Raw genomic sequence first — 19,114 nt, 5'->3', positions numbered from 1 at the left:
GGTGAGGCCATTCGTCGCGCTCGCAATCTTCGGCCTGGCGTTCTTCTACATCGCCACCGAGAAGGCGGGCAAGGTCAAGGTCGTCCTGATCGGGGCCGCTGCGATGCTCGTCCTCGGGCTGGCGCCGGGTACGGAGGTGTTCTTCTCCGAACACGAAGGGATCGACTGGAACGTCATCTTCCTGCTGCTCGGCATGATGATCGTGATCGGAATCATCAAGCAGACCGGGGTGTTCGACTACCTCGGCATCTGGGCGGCGAAACGCTCGCGCGGCCGCCCGTACCGGTTGATGGTGCTGCTGATGCTGATCACCGCGGTCGCCTCGCCGTTCCTCGACAACGTGACCACGATCATGCTGGTCGCGCCGGTGACGATCGTGGTCTGCGAGCGGCTCCGGATCGCGCCGCAGCCCTATCTGATCGCCGAGGTGCTCGCGTCGAACATCGGCGGCGCCGCGACGCTGATCGGCGATCCGCCGAACATCATCATCGGCAGCCGGGCCGGGCTGTCCTTCAACGACTTCCTCGTCCACATGACGCCGATCGTGGTGGTCGTGTTCGTGCTGTTCGTCGTCCTGACGAGATTCCTGTTCCGCAAGGACCTGCGGTACAACCCGGAGCAGGTCGCCGCGATCCTCGCATTGCAGGAGCGGCGGGCGATCCGGGACCCGTGGCTGCTGGCCCGATGCCTGGCTGTGCTGGCCGTGATGGTCGCCGGCTTCACGCTGCACTCGGTGATCCACCTCGAGCCGTCGCTGGTGGCGTTGATCGGCGCCGGTGTGATGGTGCTGGTGGCGAAGACCGATGTCGGCGAGGTGCTGCGCGAGGTCGAATGGTCCACGCTCGTCTTCTTCATGGGCCTGTTCGTGATGGTCTCGGGCCTGGTGCACACCGGCGTGATCGAGACGATCGGCGACTGGGCGGTCTCGGCGATCGGGGACCGATACTTGCTGGCGGCAACCGCTCTGCTGTTCGGCTCGGGCATCCTCGGAGCGTTCTTCGACAACATCCCGTACGTCGCCACGATGACGCCGGTCGTCGAGGGTGTCGTGGAGCAGGGGCCGGATCCGCGGACCGGGCAGGCGCTGTGGTGGGCGTTCGCGCTCGGCGCCGACTTCGGCGGCAACGGTACGGCGATCGCCGCGAGCGCCAATGTGGTCGCCCTCGGGATCGCCTCCCGCAGCGGGCACCACATCACGTTCTGGCAGTTCACCCGGTACGGCGTCGTGGTGACCGCTCTCAGCATCAGTCTCGCCTGGGTGTACGTGTGGCTGCGCTACTTCGTCTGATCCGCGAGCGAACGGAGCGCGAGCGGCGAGAGCACGACCTCGACGCTCCCGACGTCGACTGCGGTGACCTGCACACCCGGTACGTCGATCGCGAGCTCGAGGAACGCCGGCAGTTCGGCGAGGGCCGCGACGTCGCAGCGAGCCACCGTCCGGGCCAGCGAACGCTCGATCTCGTCGAGCGCGAGGTCCGTCGGCAGGAGCGAGTTCTCGACGGCGGCCGCAGGGTCGACGATCCGGATGCCGACCTCGCCGGAGATCCGGACCTCGACGCCTTCGAGGCTGCGGGACGTGACGACGAGCGGCCGGCGGGTGCATGCCCTCGGCAACCATACGTAGCGCTCCAGGAGCGGTACGCGGATCGTGAGGCCGGCCGTGACCACCCGGGCGACGCGGCCGGCCCGCAGTACGGCGAGCCAGCGGCTCCGGGGTACGACGCGCGGCTCGATCGCGGCGACCGCCGCGAGGACGAGGAGTGCGGCCAGAATCGCCCAGGGACGGGCGATCGGCGCCGCGAGGACAGGTGTCGTGAACTGCATACCGGCCTCCCGGGAACGATGGTGCGGCGAGGCGCCGGCCCGCGATCCCCTCGGCCCGCGGGACGCCTCGCCGCACTCCCAGTCTGGCGATCGGACCGCGGCGGCGGTATGAGTGCTGCCACCCACTTCCGACCATCAACATGGACAGTGCCGAGCCCGGTGATGGAGGCTGGAGAGGTGAAGACGGGAGCCGGAATGCCTTTGTACTGGCGGGTATGCCTGATCAACGGGCTGGTGTTCGTGCTCGGCACCGCCGCGCTGGCGCTGGCACCGGTCACCGTATCGGCGACGGTGCTGGTGTCGGAGGCTGTCGTCCTGGTGCTCGGTCTGATCGGCATCGTCGTACTGAACTCGATCCTGCTCCGGAACAGCCTGGCGCCGCTGGACCGGCTGGTCCGCATGATGGATACCGTCGACCTGCAACGGCCCGGGCGGCGGTTGCCGGAGTCGCGCAACGGAGCGGTGGAGCAACTGGTCCGCGGGTTCAACGCGATGCTCGAGCGGCTGGAGACCGAGCGCGGCCGCAGCAACGCGAAGGCGCTGGAGGCGCAGGAGGCCGAGCGGCACCGGATCGCACGCGAGTTGCACGACGAGATCGGGCAGGGTCTGACCGCCGTACTGCTCGGCCTCAAGCAGTTGTCGTCGGGTGTGCCGCCTGCTGTGCAGAAGGAGTTGACGGAGGTGCAGGAGACGGCGCGGGCGACGCTCGACGAGGTGCGGAGTGTGGCACGTCGTTTACGGCCGGGCGTGCTGGAGGACCTTGGCCTGCAGAGCGCACTGGCCGCGCTCGCCAGTGAGTTCTCGGCGCACGGCCTGCACGTACGGCGGGTTACGTCGCCGGGACTGCCGGAGCTGGGGCACGAGCGGGAACTCGTTATTTACCGGGTCGCCCAGGAAGCGCTGACCAACGCGGCCCGGCACTCACAGGCCCGTGTCGTGCAGTTGTCCCTGCAGCGGCAAGGCGCGGCGGTGATTCTCACGGTCGAAGACGACGGGACGGGGATCCGGGGCGCCGAGGAAGGGACGGGAATTCGCGGCATGCGCGAGCGTGCACTGCTGATCGGGGCCGAGTTGACGGTCGGTCCGGGAGCCAAGGGTACGTCGGTGCGCCTGACAGTTCCGCTGGAGCAGTCATGATCAGGATCCTGCTGGCCGACGACCATGCGTTGGTGCGCCGCGGCGTACGGCTGATCCTGGACAGCCAGCCGGACCTGCAGGTGGTCGCCGAGGCCGGCGACGGCGCCGAGGCGGTGCAGGCGTTCCGGGACACACCTGTCGATCTCGCCGTGCTGGACGTCGCCATGCCGCGGATGACCGGCCTGCAGGCGGCGCGTGAGCTGTCCCGCCGGCGCGAACCGCCGCGGATCCTGATGCTTTCGATGTACGACAACGAGCAGTACTTCTTCGCCGCGTTGAAGGCCGGTGCGTGCGGATACGTGCTCAAGTCGGTCGCCGACCGCGATCTCGTCGACGCCTGCCGGGCCGCCGGGCGCGGCGAGTCGTTCCTGTATCCCGGGGTGATGAGCACGCTGGTGCGTGACTACCTCGATCGGGTCCGGCGCGGGGAGCGGGTCCCCGGTCAGGTCCTCACCGCGCGCGAGGACGAGGTCGTGAAGCTGATCGCGGAAGGCCATCCGTCGAAGGAGATCGCCCGCATCCTGACGATCAGCCACAAGACCGTCGAACGCCACCGCGCCAACATCCTGCAGAAACTCGGCATGCGCGACCGGACCGAACTCACGCGCTACGCCATCCGCGCCGGCCTCATCGAGCCGTGACCGCGGTGCCTTGGTTCGCGGCGGTCAGCCGGAGGACGCGGGCCGAGGGTTCAGGCGTCGTCGTGGTGATGGTGAGTACGTCGTCGTCGGACCAGCTGTAAGTCCAATCGGTGTCGTCGGCCGGGAAATGCGGCGCGATCGTGGATCGGCGGATGGGGAAGCTGATGGTGGCGGGGCCGGGACTGCGGTGCCACAGGGTCAGGTATGTGGCGTCCGGGCCGTTGAGGGCGAGGGCGATCCAGTCGTCGCTCCACCCGGGCAGACCGAGGGGCCAGCTGGGAACGAGGGTGTCGAGATCCTTGAGGATGTTGCGATGGGCCGCGAGCGCCGAGCGGACCAGGTCGAGCTCGGCCGGCGCCATCCGGTTGAGATGACCGGACAGGTACAGGCGACCGGCGATGCCGTTGACGAGGGCGAAGGTGAACTGTTCGCGGGTGGTGCCCGCGATCGGGTACGCCCAGTTGCCCGCCTGCTCCGGGAGCAGGGCGGCCGGTGCTGCTGCGGCAATAGGTGCGTAGAGCAACGGATCTTCCTGGTCCGAGGTGGACTGCAGGTGGAGGCGGGACAGCATCCCGTAGTCCATCCGCATCGCGCCCGAGGCGCAGTTCTCGATCAGGAGGTCCGGATGGCGCTGGTGGAGTCCGTCGAGCCAGTCCAGGAGCGCCCGGTTGTGTTCCAGGAGTCCGTGGCCGAGCGACGTACCGCCCTTGTCGGTGCCGGGGCCGGTCATGGTGTTGTTGTCGAACTTGAAGAAGCCGACGCCGAACTCCTCGACCAGCCGGTCGACGGTGTCGTCGAGATGCTTGCGCGCGGCCGGGTTGCGCAGGTCGAGCAGGTAGCGTCCGGATTCGGCGATCCGGGTGCCGCGGCGGCTGAGGAACGCTTCGTCGGGCAGCTCGTCGGCGATCGGTGAGCGGACGCCGATGACCTCGGGTTCGAGCCAGAGGCCGGGAACCATGGCGTGGGAGTGGATCCGGTCGATGACCTCGGCGAGCCCGTTCGGGAAGCGCGTCGTCGAGGGTTGCCAGGCGCCGACGGTGTTCCACCAGTCGCCGTCGGCGTACCAGCCGGCGTCGATACAGAAGTAGTCCGCGCCGGCCTCGGCGGCCGCGTCGATCAGCGGCAGGAGCTTGTCCGTCGTCGGATCGCCCAGCAGGGTGTTCATGTAGTCGTTGAAGATCACCGGCATCCGGTCGTCGGCCGGGCGGCGTCGGCGTACGGCGCGTCGTTGCCGGGTGAGCGCCGCGAACGTTGTGTCCCGGTCGGTGCCGGCGACAAGCGACACGGGCACCGACGTGAACGGTGTGTCCTCGGTGAGCTGCACGCTCCACTGGTGTTCCTGGTCGGTCGGGCCGCTCAGCACCAGGTAGCCGCCGTTCCGGCTCTCGCCGATCTCGTAGTGCCACGGCCCGTTGTGCTCGATCTGCCAGCCCAGGGCGTACGGCGTACTCCGGTCGACGAGCACGCCGATCGGCAGCCGCTCACCGCTGGACCACGAGCCGAGGTTGGTCACCGCGTGCCGGGTCCGGGCGACGTGCCGATGACCCTCGCTCACGATGTCGGTGAGCGCCCCGGCCCGCAACGACGTCGCCGACCATCTGCTCTCGGTCATCCAGCTGTTGTCCGCGGAGTACAGGTCGGCGTCGACAGTTTCGATGCCGACGGCAAGCGACGACAGGAACGTGAGCTCGAGACTGCCAGGTCCGGCGAGGGATGCCTCGGACCAGGCGCGGACGCCGGCGCCCGCTTCGAACACGCTGGTGACGCGCAGCCCGGAGTCGCGGTCCTCCTGCAGGATGCGCAACGAGCCGTCGCTCTGCTCGTGCCGGACGTACCGCAATCCCTGACCCAGCGTGGTTTCCACGTGCCGGTAGCTGCTGGGGGACAGCCCGGATCCGACGGCTGACACCTCGACCAACGGTTGGCTCGTCTCCGGCGCAGGACGCTCGGGTTGGGTGGGTTCGCGGACGGCGATCAGCCGCACCGGCCCGTCGTCGAGGGCGAAGGTCAGGCTCAGGTCAGGTGTGCTCCAGCTCAGCAGCTTCACACGGCCTCTTCCGTGGTCGGGCTCACGACTCCTCGTTCGAGGAGGTAGTCCTCGACCGTGAACAGATGGGCGGACATCCAGGTCCGGGCCCGGTTCGAGTCGTGTGCGGTCAGGGCGGCAAGGATCGAGAGGTGTTCGCGATGGGCGGTGTCGTCGGCGCCGGGTTGCGTGATCGATCGCCGGAGCCGGTCCCGCATCGTCCGGCCGCCGAGCGCGTCGATCAGCGCGGTCAGCACGGGGTTGCCGGCTGCCTCCGCGATGATGCGGTGGAAGGCGATGTCGTTCTCGATCACCGTTTCGTGGTTGGGCTCGTCGCGCGCCAGTTCGGCCTCGTTGTGCCGCAGCAGCTCGGCCGCGGCCTCGAGTTCCGCGGCGCCGACCCGCTGCGCCGCCGCGGCGGCGGCCTCGGTCTCGAGGATTCGCCGGACCGAATGCAGGTGGGTGGTTCCGCTCCCGTCCTGCAGGTCGACCACGAAGCCGATCGGGGCCAGCAGCATCGAGGGGTCGAGCTTGGTGACGTAGGTCCCGTCGCCTTGCCGGGTCTCGAGCACCCCCATCATCGACAGCGCGCGAACTCCTTCCCGCAAAGGGTTCCGGGAGACCCCGAGGGCCGCCGCGAGATCCTTCTCGACCGGCAGCCGGTCACCGGGCCGCAGCCGGCCGTCGATGATCAGCTGCCGGATGCCCTCGACCACGACATCGGTCTGCGATACGCCCGGAGTACGGGGCTGTTCGGCGAGCTTGCCCGGCGTCATGGCAGCGCATCCGCGGCTGCGCGTCCGGCCCAGTAGGAGCCGTCCGGGAAGCGGTAGGTGTCGAGTGATTCGGTGTACATCTCCGCACTGTAACCGGGCACGACCGGAAGTACGTACGAGCCGTTCCGGACCACGCAGGGCTCGACGAAGTGTTCGTGCAGGTGGTCGATGTACTCCGTGACGCGGCCGTCGAGGCTGCCCGAAACGGCGACGTAGTCGAAGATCGAGAGATGCTGGACGAGCTCGCACAGACCGACTCCGCCGGCGTGCGGGCACACCGGTACGTCGAAGGAGGCGGCGAGCAGGTAGACCGCGAGTACCTCGTTGATGCTGCCCAGCCGGGCCGCGTCGAGCTGGCAGTAGTCGAGCGCGCCGGCCTGGAACATTTGCTTGAACAGCACCCGGTTCATGCCGTGCTCGCCGCTGGCCACGCCGATGGGAGCGACGGCCTTGCGGATCGCGGCGTGCCCGAGGATGTCGTCGGGGCTGGTGGGCTCCTCGATCCACAGCGGGTCGAACTCGGCCAGCGCCTTCACCCATTCGATCGCCTGCGGCACGTCCCACACCTGGTTCGCGTCGATCATCAGATGACCCTCGGGCCCGATGACGTCGCGGGCGATCCCGCAGCGCCGGATGTCGTCGGCCAGGTTGGCGCCGACCTTCAGCTTGACGTGTTTGTAGCCGGAGGCAACGGCTTCCTCACAAAGCCTGCGTAGCTTGGCATCGGAGTACCCGAGCCAGCCGGCCGACGTCGTGTAGCACGGGTAGCCGGATGCCTCGAGCTCCTCGATTCGTTGCTTGCGGCCCGGTTCCTGGCGGGCCAGCAGTGCGATCGCCTGGTCGGGCGTCAGGACGTCGGACAGGTACCGCAGATCGGCGGCCGCGACGAGCTCTTCGGGCGACATGTCGGACAACAGACGCCACAGCGGTACGCCGGCCCGCCGGGCGGCCAGGTCCCAGACCGCGTTCATGACCGCGGCCAGGGCCAGGTGAATGACGCCCTTGTCCGGCCCGAGCCACCGCAACTGGCTGTCCGACTGGAGCTCGGTGTAGATCCCGCCCAGATCGGCGCACAGTTCGTCGATGTCCCGGCCGATCAGCGGTTCGGCGCGCTGGCGGGCGGCAGCAGCGCACAGGTCGGTACCGCGACCGATCGTGAACGTCAGGCCGTACCCGGCCAGGCCGGGCTCGTCGGTGCGCAGGACGACGTACGCCGCCGAGTGATCGCCGTCCTTGTTCATCGCGTCGGATCCGTCGCTGTTGAGCGAGGTCGGGAACCGGACGTCGACGACCTCCACCGAGGTGATGCATGGCATGGCGGGCCTCTCAAACGCAATAGATGGGATCTTTCGCCACCTTTGATGCCGTTCAGTATGGACCAGGAGAACCCTGAGCGCTACGATCCCGGCAATTCATAGGATTAATAGCTGGTCTTCTCGACGGAGGACGCGTGGTATGAGCAACCTGGTGAGCTCGGACCGCTCCGGGCCGCAGCGGCTGTATTACGACCGGCCGGCGGCATCCTGGCTGGAGGCGCTGCCGCTCGGCAACGGCCGGATCGGCGCGATGTGCCACGGCGGAATCGGCACGGACCGGATCGGGCTGAACGACGAGACCCTGTGGTCGGGAGGTCCGGAGACCGCACGACTGTTGTCGACCCCGCTCGGCGCGACCGGTGCGGACGCGGTCCAGGCTGTGCGCGACGCGCTCCGGGCGGGTGATGTCCGGCGCGCACACGAGCTGGCCGGCGGCTTTCATTCCGGTTACTGCCAGGCGTACCTGCCGGCGGGCGATCTCCTGCTCGAGATCCGGGTCGCAGGCAGTACGCCGACGGCTGACGCGGTCTCGCAGTACCGTCGCGAGCTGGATCTCGATGCCGCGGTGGCCACGACGGCGTACGAGATCGGGGGAGTGAAGGTCCGGCAGGAGGTCTTCGTCAGCGCGCCCGACGGCGTGCTGGTCCAGCGCTTGACCGCATCCGAGCCGGTGCTCGCGCTCAATTGCCGACTGACGTCGCAGTTGCCGTCGAACCCGGAGACGATCACGGACGGGCTGGGCCTGACCCTGCAGGCCCCGGCCGAGGTTGCCCCGCCGCATCGCGACGTACCGGTGCCGATCCGGTACTCCGACGGTGACGATCGCGGCATGGAAGCAGCCATCGCGCTGCGGGCTGTCACCGATGGCGAGCTCCGGGTGGGAGACTCCGGGCTCGAGATCGACGGCGCGACCGAGGTCACCCTCGTGCTCGCAACCGCCACTGGGTACGACGGCCCGTACACCGTGCCGACCCGGAGCGGCGCCGAGTGCCTGGCCGCCGCGGACCGGACGGTGCGGGCCGCGCTCGAACGCGAGTACGGCGACCTCCTGGCCGATCATCAGGCGGATCACCGCCGGCTGTTCCGGCGCGCGTCGCTCGAACTGTCCGGATCGGCGGAGCGCGCCGAGCTGCCGACCAACGTTCGGGTGGCCCGGGAGGCCGACGGCGACGACCCGGCCCTGGCCGCGCTGATCTTCAACTACGGTCGCTACCTGATGGTCGCGAGTTCGCGACCGGGCGGCCTGCCGACGAACCTGCAGGGGATCTGGAACGACATCGTCCGGCCGCCGTGGAGCTCGAACTTCACGATCAACATCAATACCGAGATGAACTACTGGCCGGCCGAGACGACGAACTTGTCCGAGTGCCACGAACCGCTGCTCAGGTTTATCGAGCAACTCGCCGAGGCCGGACGTACGACGGCCCGCGAGCGGTACGGATGCGGCGGCTGGACCGCGCACCACAACGCCGACGCCTGGTGCTGGACGAACCCGGTCGAGGGCGATCCGCGGTGGTCGAACTGGCCGATGGCCGGCGCGTGGCTGGTCCGGCACCTGTGGGACCACTACGAGTTCACCGGCGACGCCGAGTTCCTCGGCCGCTCCTGGCGGGTGTTGCGCGGCGCGGCGGAGTTCTGCCTCGACTGGCTGGTGGAGATGCCGGACGGCAGCCTCGGTACGTCGCCGTCGACATCCCCGGAGAACGACTACATCGCCGCCGACGGCCGGCCCGCTTCGGTCACCGAGTCGTCGACGATGGACATCGCGTTGATCTCGGACCTGTTCCGCCGGGTCGAGCAGGCGGCCGAGGTACTGGACGTCGTCGACCCGCTCGTCGGCGAGCTGTCGACCGCACGGAAGCGACTGCCCGAGCCGCCGATCGGCGCACGGGGCCAGCTGCAGGAGTGGGCGGCCGACCTGCCGGAGGAGGACCCGCATCACCGGCACATGTCGCACCTGGTCGGCGTACATCCCGGCGATGCGATCACGCCGGACAGCACTCCCGACCTCGCCGCCGCGGCGTTGCGGACGCTCGACCTGCGCGGTGACGAGGCGACGGGATGGTCGCTGGCGTGGAAGATCTGCCTGCGGGCCCGCCTGCGCGACGCCGCCGCGGCCCACCGCCTGGTCCGGGCTTTCCTCAAGCCGGCGGACGACTCCGCGAGGGGACGTCCAGGCAGCGGTGCCGGTGTCTACCCGAACCTGTTCTGCGCGCATCCGCCGTTCCAGATCGACGGTAACTTCGGTGCGACTGCCGGGATCGCAGAGATGCTGATGCAGAGCCACGCCGGCGAGATCGAGCTGCTCCCCGCGCTGCCGGCCGAATGGCCGAGCGGACGGGTCGCCGGTCTGAGAGCGCGTGACGGCGTGACCGTCGACATCGCATGGACGCCGCAGGGCATCGAGGCAGTCCTCACCGCCGACCGGGACCAGGAGCGGGTCGTCCGCCATGGCGACGATCGGGTGCTTGTGAGGTTGACGGCCGGAATCGGCCGGCGCGTGAGCTCGGCCCTCACCGCCGGCCCGGAAGAGGAGGTCTGATGGCAACGCTGACAACCATCCAGCCACCGGCCGGTGAGTTGCCGCGCCGGAACAAGCGGCGCCGCCGGCGCGAGCGCCCCGGGATCAAGGGGCTGCGCCGCAGTTTCCGCCGGCACTGGACGCTGTACCTGTTGATGGTCGTGCCGCTGGTCTGGTTCGTGGTGTTCAAGTACATCCCGATGTCGAACGCCGTGCTGGCCTTCAAGAGCTTCAACGTGATCAAGGGTATCTGGGGCAGCCCGTGGGTGGGTTGGCAGAACTTCGACCTGTTCTTCCACAACCCGGTGTTCTGGACCCTGGTGAAGAACACCTTCGTGTTGTCGGTCTACACCGTCGCGGCGAGTTTCCCGATCGCGATCATCCTGGCGCTGGCGGTGAACGAGGTCCGCAACGGCTTGTTCAAGCGGACCGTGCAGCTGGTGACCTACGCGCCGTACTTCATCTCGACCGTGGTTGTGGTGTCGATGACGATCCTGGTGTTGTCGCCGCGGCTCGGCATCGTGAACGAAGGGCTCGGCTTCTTCGGCGTACCGGCGATCGACTTCCTCGGCAACCCCGACTACTTCCGCCACATCTATGTGTGGTCCGACGTCTGGCAGACCACCGGGTACTCCGCGGTGATCTACCTGGCCGCGCTGTCCGGGATCGACCCGGCGCTGCACGAGTCGGCCAAGATCGACGGTGCGAGCCGGCTGCAGCGGATCCGGCACGTGGATCTGCCCGGCATCATGCCGACCGCGGTGATCATCCTGGTTCTTGCCGTCGGCAACATCATGGCGATCGGGTTCGAGAAGGCGTTCCTGCTGCAGAACCCGCTGAACCTGAGCCAGTCGGAAATCATCGCGACGTACGTGTACAAGACCGGTCTGCTGAACGCGGACTTCAGCGGCGCCACCGCGGTCGGGCTGTTCAACTCGGTGATCAACCTCGCCCTGCTGCTGATGGTCAACACGATCGCCAAGCGGATCACCGGGAACGGACTGTGGTCATGAGCGTCGTCACCGAAACGCGCCCGTCGGCGAACAAGACGAACAAGCGGGTCGAGCGCCGGGCGGCGCGGGCCCGGCGGATCCGCGAGCCGCGGACCGACCGGATCTTCCTGCTCTGCGTGTACCTGCTGCTCGGCGTCTTCCTGCTGGTCGTGCTGCTGCCGCTGCTGTACATCGTGGCGAGCTCGTTCAGCAGCCCGGAAGCGGTCTCGGCGGGCCGGGTGTTGTTCTGGCCGGTGGACTTCTCGCTGCGCGGGTACCACGCGGTGTTCGAGAACCCGCAGATCGTCCAGGGCTACCTGAACTCGTTGTTCTACACCGTGGTCGGCACGATCGTCAGCGTCACGATGACGATCGCGATCGCATACCCGATGTCGCGCCGTACGCTGGTCGGCCGCAACGTGGTGATGACGGCGATCCTGTTCACGATGCTGTTCACCGGCGGGCTGATCCCGACGTACCTGGTGGTGCAGTCGGTCGGCCTGCTGGACACCCGGTGGGCGTTGATCATCCCGCAGGCGATCGGGGTCTGGCAGGTCATCATCGCCCGGACCTACTTCCGTACTGCGATCCCCGACGAACTGGTCGAGGCCGCCGAGCTGGACGGCTGCGGCGACCTGCGGTTCCTCTGGTCGGTGGTGATCCCGTTGGCCAAACCAATGATCGCGGTGGTCGCACTGATGTACGCGATCATGCAGTGGAACTCGTACTTCGACGCGCTGATCTATCTCAAGAACCCGGACCTGTTCCCGCTCCAGCTGGTCCTGCGCAACATCCTCATCCTCAACACCACCGGCGGCGGGGCCGTCGACGCATCCGTCGTCATCCAGCGGCAGCAACTCGCCGACCTGCTCAAGTACTCGCTGATCGTGGTCGCGAGCGTGCCGGTGCTGCTCATCTACCCGTTCGTCGCCCGCTATTTCACCAAGGGAATCCTGATCGGCGCCGTGAAGGGCTGATCCTCCGCATCACACCTCGACCCTGTGAGGGACCAATGTTTGTACAGTTCACGAAGCGGAGGCGTGCCGCAGTCGCCGGCCTGAGTCTCCTGGCACTCGCGCTTGCCGCCTGTTCCGGTGGCAAGGGCTCGAACGATCAGCAGGGCAAGCCGTTGCCGACGATCACCGGGAATCCGGCCGTCACGCTGAGCGTCTTCTCGCCGCAGGCGGCCGACACGAACCTGGCCACGAACGACTTCACCAAGCAGATCCAGCAGAAGTACAACATCACCATCAAGTGGCAGACGACCACCTACGACGGTGGACCGGCCAAGGAGAAGCGGCAGATCTCGCTGGCCAGCGGTGACTACCCCGATCTGTACCTGCTGATCCCCTGGGTCGACCAGTTCACGACGGCGGACCTGCTGAAGCTGGGAAATCAGGGTGTCCTCGTACCGCTGAACCAGCTGATCGACCAGTACGCGCCGAACATCAAGAAGGCCCTGGACTCCACGCCGGAGTGGAAGGCGATGGCGACCGCGCCGGACGGCAAGATCTACGGCATCCCGCAGTGGGTCGACTGCTTCCACTGTTCGTACCCGGACAAGCTGTGGATGAACTCGGCGTGGTTGAAGAAGCTGGGCCTGCAGCAGCCGAAGACGACCGAGGACATGCGGAAGGTGCTCCAGGCGTTCAAGACCCAGGACCCGAACGGCAACGGCAAGGCGGACGAGATCGCGCTCAGCGCGAACGTCCGCGACAACCTCATCCCGTACTTCATGGACGCCTTCATCTACGACCCGCAAGGGCAGAACAACAGCGGCGGCAACAACACCACGCTGGTTCTCAACAACGGCAAGGTCGACATCCAGGCGAACAAGGACGGCTGGCGCGAGGGCCTGAAGTACATCAACTCGCTCTACAAGGAAGGCCTGATCGACAAGGGCGCCTTCACCCAGAACCCGGACGCGATGCAGCAGCAGGGCAACCACGGCGGCTCGGTCATCCTCGGCGCGGGCACCGTCATGCACCCGGGCATCTTCGTCAACACCGGTTCGGCGGACGGGCGGGACAAGCAGTACGACGCCGTACCGCCGCTGACCGGCCCGGAAGGCAAGAACTACGCCAGCTACGTCTTCCCGAGCATTCCCGGCGCCACGTTCGTGCTGACGTCGAAGGCCACGCCGGAGAAGCAGATCGCGGCGATCAAGATGCTCGACTACATCTTCACCGACCCAGGCCAGATCAACGGTCAGTTCGGGATGGAGGGCAAGGGCTGGACCCAGCCGGGTTCCGGTGACGTTGCGCTCGACAAGTCGCTGAAGCCGAGCTTCAAACAGATCCCGCTGAAGCCCGGCTCGAAGCCGCGGAACTCCGGGTGGGGTGCGCTCGCGCAGTACAACAACACCGCGAAGTTCCGGAACTCCGAGGTCATCGACACCGACATCCACACGCAGGCGGGGTACGAGCGGAAGCTCTTCGACGCCACCCAGCTGTACGCCGGGCACGAGGACAAGGCCCAGATCTACCCGTTCTGGAAGGTCTGGATCGACCCGACGCTCGCCAACGAGGTCGCGACCCTGCAGACCAACCTCGAGAACTACATCCAGCAGAACGCGCTGCAATTCGTCACCGGCTCGAAGAACATCGACACGGACTGGGACAGCTACGTCAAGGGGCTGGACGGTCTCGGTCTGAAGCGCTACCTGGAGATCCAGCAGACCGCGTACGACAAGGTACCCAACAAGTAGGCGATCCGGGCCGGCCGGAGTGATCCGGCCGGCCCTCATCCGCGTATCAGCGACGAGGAGCAAAGAGTGCCGTTCGACGCAACGTTCGAGTCCCTGACCACATTCGAATGCCCGGAGTGGTTCCGGGACGCGAAGCTCGGCATCTGGTCGCACTGGGGACCCCAATCGGTCCCGCGGTACGGCGACTGGTACGCGCGCAACATGTACCGCGAGGGCAGCGACCAGTACCGCTACCACCTGCGGACGTACGGCCATCCGTCGGAGGTCGGCTACAAGGACGTCGCCGAGCGGTGGAAGGCCGAGCGGTTCGATGCCGGGGCGCTGATGGATCAGTTCGTCGCCGCCGGTGCGAAGTACTTCGTGGCGCAGGCTGTGCACCACGACAACTTCTTCAACTACGACTCGGCCGTGAATCCCTGGAACTCGGTGAAGGTCGGCCCGGGCAAGGACATTGTCGGTCTCTGGAAGGCCGCCGCGGCCGAGCACGAGTTGCCGTTCGGGCTCACCGAGCATCTCGGTGCCTCGTTCACCTGGATGAAGGCCACCGAGGGCCCGGAGGTGCCGGATCCCTGGTACACCGACGATCCCGAGTGGCACCGGTACTGGCTGGACTCGGTCACCGAGATGATCGACAAGTATCAGCCTGACCTGGTGTACTCCGACGGGCCGCTGCCGTTCGGGGAGGTCGACTACACACCTGGCCTCCGGGCGGTCGCGCATCTCTACAACACCAATCCTCGCGCGGTGTACCAGCAGAAGGACCGCAACCCTGAGGTGAGCGCGGTCGGCATCATGGACATCGAGCGCAGCCAGACGCCGGAGATCAATCCGGCGCCCTGGCAGACCGACACCTCGGTGGGGGACTGGTTCTACAACGTCCGCGACGTCTACAAGACCGCCGGCCACGTGATCGAGTTGCTCGTCGACATCGTCTCGAAGAACGGCAACCTGCTGCTCAACGTGCCGCAGTTGCCCGACGGCACGATCGACGTCGAATGCTCGCAACTCCTCGAGGACCTCGGCGCCTGGATGCGGGTCTGCGGCGAGGGCATCTACGGCACCCGCCCGTTCCGCGTCTTCGGCGAAGGCCCGTCCACCGTCGTGATCAAGGGCTTCACCGAGGACCGCGTCAGCTGGACCAGCACCGACTACCGCTTCACCCGCCGGGACAACACCCTCTACGCCTTCCAACTCGCCTGGCCCGCCGACCGCCGCGCCGTCATCCGCACCCTCGCCGACCACGAAACAGCCACCACCGTCCGCCTCCTGGGCCACGGCCCCATCCCCTTCGAACAAGCCCACGGCATCCTCGTAGCCCACCTCCCCACCACCCCGCCCCTCCCCACCGCCAACTGTCTCGCCATCGACCTGGGAACGGCATGATGGCCAGATGATGAAAGTGCGTCTCGCGTATGGCGAGTCTGGGTTGGTGGTTGAGGCAGATCCGGCGCGTACGACTGTGGTGGAGCCGGTGCATCATGTGAGGGCTGGTGATCCGGCGGCGGTGTTGCGGCGGGCGTTGCGGGAGCCGGTGGTGGGGGCGCCGTTGCGGGAGCGGGTACGGCGAGGGCAGACGGTGGCGATCTCGGCGTGTGACGGGACCCGGCCGCAGCCGCGGGAGTTGATGATTCCTGCGGTGCTGGCCGAGCTCGACGGGGTTGTCGACCTCGACGACGTGGTCGTGCTTGTCGCGACCGGTACGCATCGTGGCAACAGCGACGCGGAGCTGCGGCAGATGTTCGGTGACGAGGTGGTCGACTCGGTGCGGATCGTCAACCACGACGGACGCGATCGGGACCAGCTGGCCTGGATGGGGGCGCACGGCAACGGTGTGCCGGTCTGGTTGAACCGGCAGTGGGTGGAGGCGGATGTCCGCATCACCACCGGCTTCGTCGAGCCGCATTTCTTCGCGGGGTTCTCGGGCGGACCCAAGCTCGTCGCACCGGGTCTCGCCGGCCTTGACACCGTCCTGGTACTTCATGACGCCGCACGGATCGGCGACCCACGGGCGACATGGGGTGTGATCGAGGGCAACCCGGTGCACGACGACGTACGGGCGATCGCGGACGCCACCGGTGTCACGTTCGCGCTCGACGTCGTACTCAATCGCGACAAGGAGATCGTCGCCGCGTTCGGCGGTGACCTGCTGCCGATGCACGCCGCCGCCTGCGCCGCGGCCAAGCGAATCGCGATGCAGCCGGTCGACGCCCCGTTCGACGTGGTGGTCACGACCAACTCGGGCTTTCCTCTCGACCAGAACCTCTATCAGTCGGTGAAGGGCATGTCGGCTGCCCACCAGATCGTCCGCCCCGGCGGCACCATCATCTGCGCCGCCGAGTGCCGCGACGGCTTCCCGGACCACGGCGACTATCGCTCGTTTCTCGTCTCGGCCCCATCGCCCCAGGGCCTCCTCGACCAGATCGCGGCCAGCGCCGAGACCACACCCGATCAGTGGCAGGTGCAGATCCAGGCCCGGATCCAGGCAACGAGCCGCGTCATCATGCACACCGGCTACCTGACCGACTCCGAGCTGCGCACAGCCCACCTGGAACAGACCGCCGACATCACGGCAACCATCGCCGAATCCCTCGCCGCAGCAGGCCCGAACGCCCGCCTCTGCATCCTGCCCGAAGGCCCCCAAACCATCCCGTACCTAGCCGCCGGCTGACAGCAGTCGTTGACCGGTCAAATACAGCAAGGAGTCGATGTGCGAAGCCGGACGGTCCTCAACCGCGGCTGGCGGTTCACGCTGGGAGATCCGTCGGAAGCGGAGTTGCCGCCGTACGACGATTCCGGGTGGGAGCCGGTCGGGCTTCCGCACTCGTTCAGCATCCCGTACTTCCAGGCGACCGACTTCTACGTCGGCCCGGGCTGGTATCGGCGGGAGCTGGAGCTGGATACCACCGAAGGCACCCTGCAACTCGAGTTCGAGGCCGCGTTTCAGGACGCCCGCGTCTACGTCAACGGTGTCGAGGTGGGTAGCCACCGCGGCGGCTACACCGGATTCGTGGTCGACATCAGCGACGCCGTACGCCCCGGGAGCAATCTCGTCGCCGTCCGGGTCGACAACACCTGGGATCCCACCCTGGCGCCGCTCGGCGGGGAGCACGTGTTCTCGGGCGGTCTCTATCGTGACGTCTGGCTCGAGCAGACCGACGCCGTTCACGTCGCCTGGAACGGCATCTCGGTCACGACACCAGGGCTGGAGGACGGCGTTGCCCGGGTGCACGTCGAGGTCGAGATCGAGAACGACACAGCCGACGCTGTCGATGCCGCAGTACAGCTGATTCTGCGAGATTCAGAGGGCAAGGAGCTCGCACGGGCCGAGTCACCGCAACAGACCTTCCCGCCCGGTTCGACGCAGGTTGTCGTCGAAACCGAGCCGTTGACCAGCCCCGAGTTGTGGAGCCCCGAGACCCCGGTGATGTACGCCGTGCAGACCGTACTGCGCGACGCCGGTGGACTCGTCCACGATGAGGTCACCACGCCTTTCGGGTTCCGGTACTTCGACTTCGATGCCCACACCGGCTTCAGCCTCAACGGCGTACACCGCTATCTGCTCGGCGCGAACGTCCACCAGGACCAATCGGGCTGGGGCGACGCCGTGACGAACGGCTCGATCCGCCGGGATCTGCTGATGATGAAGGAGGCCGGGTTCGACTTCATCCGCGGCTCGCACTACCCGCACGATCCGGTGTTCACCGAGGTCGCCGACGAGATCGGCCTGCTGGTGTGGTCCGAGGGCACGCTCTGGGGCACCGCGCCGGCCGGCGGGTCGCCCTGGGCCGGCGGTTCGTACCCGACGGACGAACGGCACCGGGCCGCCTTCGAGCAGAGTGTCAAGCAACAGCTCGAAGAGATGATCCTTGCCAACCGCAATCACCCGTCGGTGGTCGTCTGGAGTGTCGGGAACGAGGCATTCTTCGCCGATCCGGCGGTGATGCCGGAGGTACGCCGATTGATCGGCGAGCTCGTCGACCTGGCCCGCAAGCTCGACCCGACCCGGCCGGCGGCTGTGGGCGGGGCGCAGCGGGGCGACACGGACCGGCTGGGCGACCTGGCCGGGTACAACGGGGACGGCGCGTGGCTGTTCCCGGATCCCGGCATCCCGAACCTCGTGTCGGAGTACAGCTCGACCAGCACCCAGCGGCCGGGTGAGTACAGCCCGGGCTGGGGAGACCTGACGAAAGACGCCGAGTCGGGGGAGACGGATCCGTATCCGTGGCGGCTGCCCTGGCGCTCCGGAGAGGTGATCTGGTGCGGCTTCGACCACGGCAGCGTCGCAGGCCCGTACCTCGGCTCGATGGGCATCGTCGACTACGCACGCCTGCCGAAGCGGGCGTGGTACTGGTATCGCCGGACCTACCGTGGGATCGAGCCGCCCGCCTGGCCGCAGCCCGGTACTCCGGCCGGCCTGCTGCTCACCGCGGACAAGACCGAGTTGTCGAGCTCGGACGGTACCGACGACAGCCATGTCATCGTCACCGTCGTCGACTCCGACGGCCGGCATATCGCGCACGATCTCCCGGTCACGCTGACCATCACGTCCGGCCCTGGAGAGTTCGCAACCGGCCTGCAGTTGGACTTCGCTCCCGACGGTCCCAACCCGATCCGCGACGGTACGGCAGCCGCGTTCTTCCGCTCGTACCACTGCGGTACGACGGTCATCACCGCGCAAGCGGACGGCCTGCCGAGCACCTCCCTCAGCATCCAGACCACGGCCGGGCCGGTCCTGACGGGCCCCAACACGGTGCCCTTGCGGCGCGTGCCACCCGCGGCGACCGTCATCGCGGCACCGACCTCGCTCTTCGGCATCGGCAACCCGACCGATGCCAGCAGCAACCATCCCGACCATGTGGCCAGCTGTGTCAACGATGGCCGGTACGACACCTGGTGGCAGAACGCCGAGAACGACACGACGCCGTGGATCGCCGTCCACCTCGAACGCCTTGTCACCCTCCGAGTGGTACGGATCGCGCTCCGCGAGCCGGCCATCGCCCCGATCGCAGTCGACTACGCGACCGACCGAGACACCTGGCATCCCATCACCGTCGTCCCACCCGGCACCCTCGACTACAACATCCCGGTCGACGACCTGCCTGGAACGGCAATCCGCCTGACAACGACCGCGCCCCTGTCCGTCACAAGCCTCGCCGCCGAAGGCACCTCCTGAC

General features: G+C 67.6%; 14 protein-coding genes. 10 read left to right on the top strand and 4 right to left on the bottom strand.

Annotation, left to right across the window (positions count from 1 at the left end; genetic code table 11):
* Window position 1 precedes the first annotated feature (1 nt).
* Entirely contained in the window at window positions 2-1,288 is a 1,287-nt protein-coding gene (locus ABT313_RS01440; RefSeq protein ID WP_350847439.1) for an ArsB/NhaD family transporter, read from the top strand.
* On the opposite strand, the gene ABT313_RS01435 is transcribed toward ABT313_RS01440, so the two are convergent.
* Window positions 1,276-1,824 (bottom strand): SPFH domain-containing protein, encoded by a 549-nt coding sequence (locus ABT313_RS01435; protein ID WP_350847437.1) that lies wholly within the window; start codon window positions 1,822-1,824, stop codon window positions 1,276-1,278. The two genes, ABT313_RS01440 and ABT313_RS01435, sit on opposite strands and share 13 nt — an antisense overlap.
* A gap of 195 nt (window positions 1,825-2,019) precedes the next feature.
* On the opposite strand from ABT313_RS01435, the gene ABT313_RS01430 reads away from it, so the two are divergent.
* Together ABT313_RS01430 and ABT313_RS01425 are read left to right on the top strand one after the other, a co-directional pair.
* Window positions 2,020-2,961: a HAMP domain-containing sensor histidine kinase gene (locus ABT313_RS01430; RefSeq protein ID WP_350847435.1), complete on the top strand. Its 942-nt coding sequence runs from the start codon at window positions 2,020-2,022 to the stop codon at window positions 2,959-2,961.
* Entirely contained in the window at window positions 2,958-3,602 is a 645-nt protein-coding gene (locus ABT313_RS01425; RefSeq protein ID WP_350847432.1) for a response regulator, read from the top strand. Before ABT313_RS01430 ends, ABT313_RS01425 begins: the two co-directional genes overlap by 4 nt.
* Here the strand turns inward: ABT313_RS01425 and ABT313_RS01420 are convergent.
* Genes ABT313_RS01420 through ABT313_RS01410 form a run of 3 tightly spaced genes read right to left on the bottom strand, consistent with a single transcriptional unit; the run spans window position 3,589 to window position 7,720 of the window.
* A complete protein-coding gene (locus ABT313_RS01420; protein WP_350847430.1) occupies window positions 3,589-5,649 on the bottom strand; it encodes a glycoside hydrolase family 36 protein in 2,061 nt (686 codons plus the stop codon). The two genes, ABT313_RS01425 and ABT313_RS01420, sit on opposite strands and share 14 nt — an antisense overlap.
* Entirely contained in the window at window positions 5,646-6,404 is a 759-nt protein-coding gene (locus ABT313_RS01415; protein WP_350847429.1) for a FadR/GntR family transcriptional regulator, read from the bottom strand. The genes ABT313_RS01420 and ABT313_RS01415 overlap by 4 nt, the downstream gene beginning before the upstream one ends.
* Window positions 6,401-7,720: an L-fuconate dehydratase gene (locus ABT313_RS01410; protein WP_350847427.1), complete on the bottom strand. Its 1,320-nt coding sequence runs from the start codon at window positions 7,718-7,720 to the stop codon at window positions 6,401-6,403. The genes ABT313_RS01415 and ABT313_RS01410 overlap by 4 nt, the downstream gene beginning before the upstream one ends.
* Window positions 7,721-7,859: 139 nt before the next feature.
* Between ABT313_RS01410 and ABT313_RS01405 the strand changes: the two genes are divergently transcribed.
* From ABT313_RS01405 to ABT313_RS01375, 7 genes are all read left to right on the top strand, one after another.
* The gene (locus ABT313_RS01405) at window positions 7,860-10,262 is read left to right on the top strand and encodes a glycoside hydrolase family 95 protein (protein WP_350847425.1); all 2,403 of its coding nucleotides are present in this window, start codon (window positions 7,860-7,862) and stop codon (window positions 10,260-10,262) included.
* The gene (locus ABT313_RS01400; RefSeq protein WP_350847424.1) at window positions 10,262-11,254 is read left to right on the top strand and encodes an ABC transporter permease; all 993 of its coding nucleotides are present in this window, start codon (window positions 10,262-10,264) and stop codon (window positions 11,252-11,254) included. Before ABT313_RS01405 ends, ABT313_RS01400 begins: the two co-directional genes overlap by 1 nt.
* The gene (locus ABT313_RS01395; protein WP_350847422.1) at window positions 11,251-12,210 is read left to right on the top strand and encodes a carbohydrate ABC transporter permease; all 960 of its coding nucleotides are present in this window, start codon (window positions 11,251-11,253) and stop codon (window positions 12,208-12,210) included. Before ABT313_RS01400 ends, ABT313_RS01395 begins: the two co-directional genes overlap by 4 nt.
* Before the next feature lie 35 nt (window positions 12,211-12,245).
* Entirely contained in the window at window positions 12,246-13,940 is a 1,695-nt protein-coding gene (locus ABT313_RS01390; RefSeq protein WP_350847421.1) for a type 2 periplasmic-binding domain-containing protein, read from the top strand.
* A 66-nt stretch (window positions 13,941-14,006) separates the two neighbouring features.
* Entirely contained in the window at window positions 14,007-15,323 is a 1,317-nt protein-coding gene (locus ABT313_RS01385; protein WP_350847419.1) for an alpha-L-fucosidase, read from the top strand.
* Window positions 15,324-15,330: 7 nt separating this feature from the next.
* Window positions 15,331-16,608, top strand: a complete 1,278-nt coding sequence (larA, locus tag ABT313_RS01380; RefSeq protein WP_350847417.1) for a nickel-dependent lactate racemase — start codon at window positions 15,331-15,333, stop codon at window positions 16,606-16,608.
* Window positions 16,609-16,647: 39 nt separating this feature from the next.
* Complete coding sequence (locus ABT313_RS01375; protein WP_350847415.1) at window positions 16,648-19,113, top strand: glycoside hydrolase family 2 protein; 2,466 nt, start codon at window positions 16,648-16,650, stop codon at window positions 19,111-19,113.
* Window position 19,114: the final 1 nt, after the last annotated feature.

Origin of the sequence: Kribbella sp. NPDC000426, from assembly GCF_040300265.1 — a bacterium.
GTDB lineage: Bacteria > Actinomycetota > Actinomycetes > Propionibacteriales > Kribbellaceae > Kribbella.
The sequence above is the reverse complement of the archived record's forward strand: the minus strand, read 5'-3'. Positions and strand labels throughout refer to the sequence as shown.

Excerpts from the sequence above, each read along its gene's own strand:
- ABT313_RS01415 (WP_350847429.1), bottom strand. The coding sequence starts at position 6,404 with ATGACGCCGGGCAAGCTCGCCGAACAGCCCCGTACTCCGGGCGTATCG.
- ABT313_RS01400 (WP_350847424.1), top strand. The coding sequence starts at position 10,262 with ATGGCAACGCTGACAACCATCCAGCCACCGGCCGGTGAGTTGCCGCGC.
- ABT313_RS01410 (WP_350847427.1), bottom strand. The coding sequence starts at position 7,720 with ATGCCATGCATCACCTCGGTGGAGGTCGTCGACGTCCGGTTCCCGACC.
- ABT313_RS01395 (WP_350847422.1), top strand. The coding sequence starts at position 11,251 with ATGAGCGTCGTCACCGAAACGCGCCCGTCGGCGAACAAGACGAACAAG.
- ABT313_RS01425 (WP_350847432.1), top strand. The coding sequence starts at position 2,958 with ATGATCAGGATCCTGCTGGCCGACGACCATGCGTTGGTGCGCCGCGGC.
- ABT313_RS01435 (WP_350847437.1), bottom strand. The coding sequence starts at position 1,824 with ATGCAGTTCACGACACCTGTCCTCGCGGCGCCGATCGCCCGTCCCTGG.
- ABT313_RS01390 (WP_350847421.1), top strand. The coding sequence starts at position 12,246 with ATGTTTGTACAGTTCACGAAGCGGAGGCGTGCCGCAGTCGCCGGCCTG.
- larA (WP_350847417.1), top strand. The coding sequence starts at position 15,331 with ATGATGAAAGTGCGTCTCGCGTATGGCGAGTCTGGGTTGGTGGTTGAG.
- ABT313_RS01430 (WP_350847435.1), top strand. The coding sequence starts at position 2,020 with ATGCCTTTGTACTGGCGGGTATGCCTGATCAACGGGCTGGTGTTCGTG.
- ABT313_RS01405 (WP_350847425.1), top strand. The coding sequence starts at position 7,860 with ATGAGCAACCTGGTGAGCTCGGACCGCTCCGGGCCGCAGCGGCTGTAT.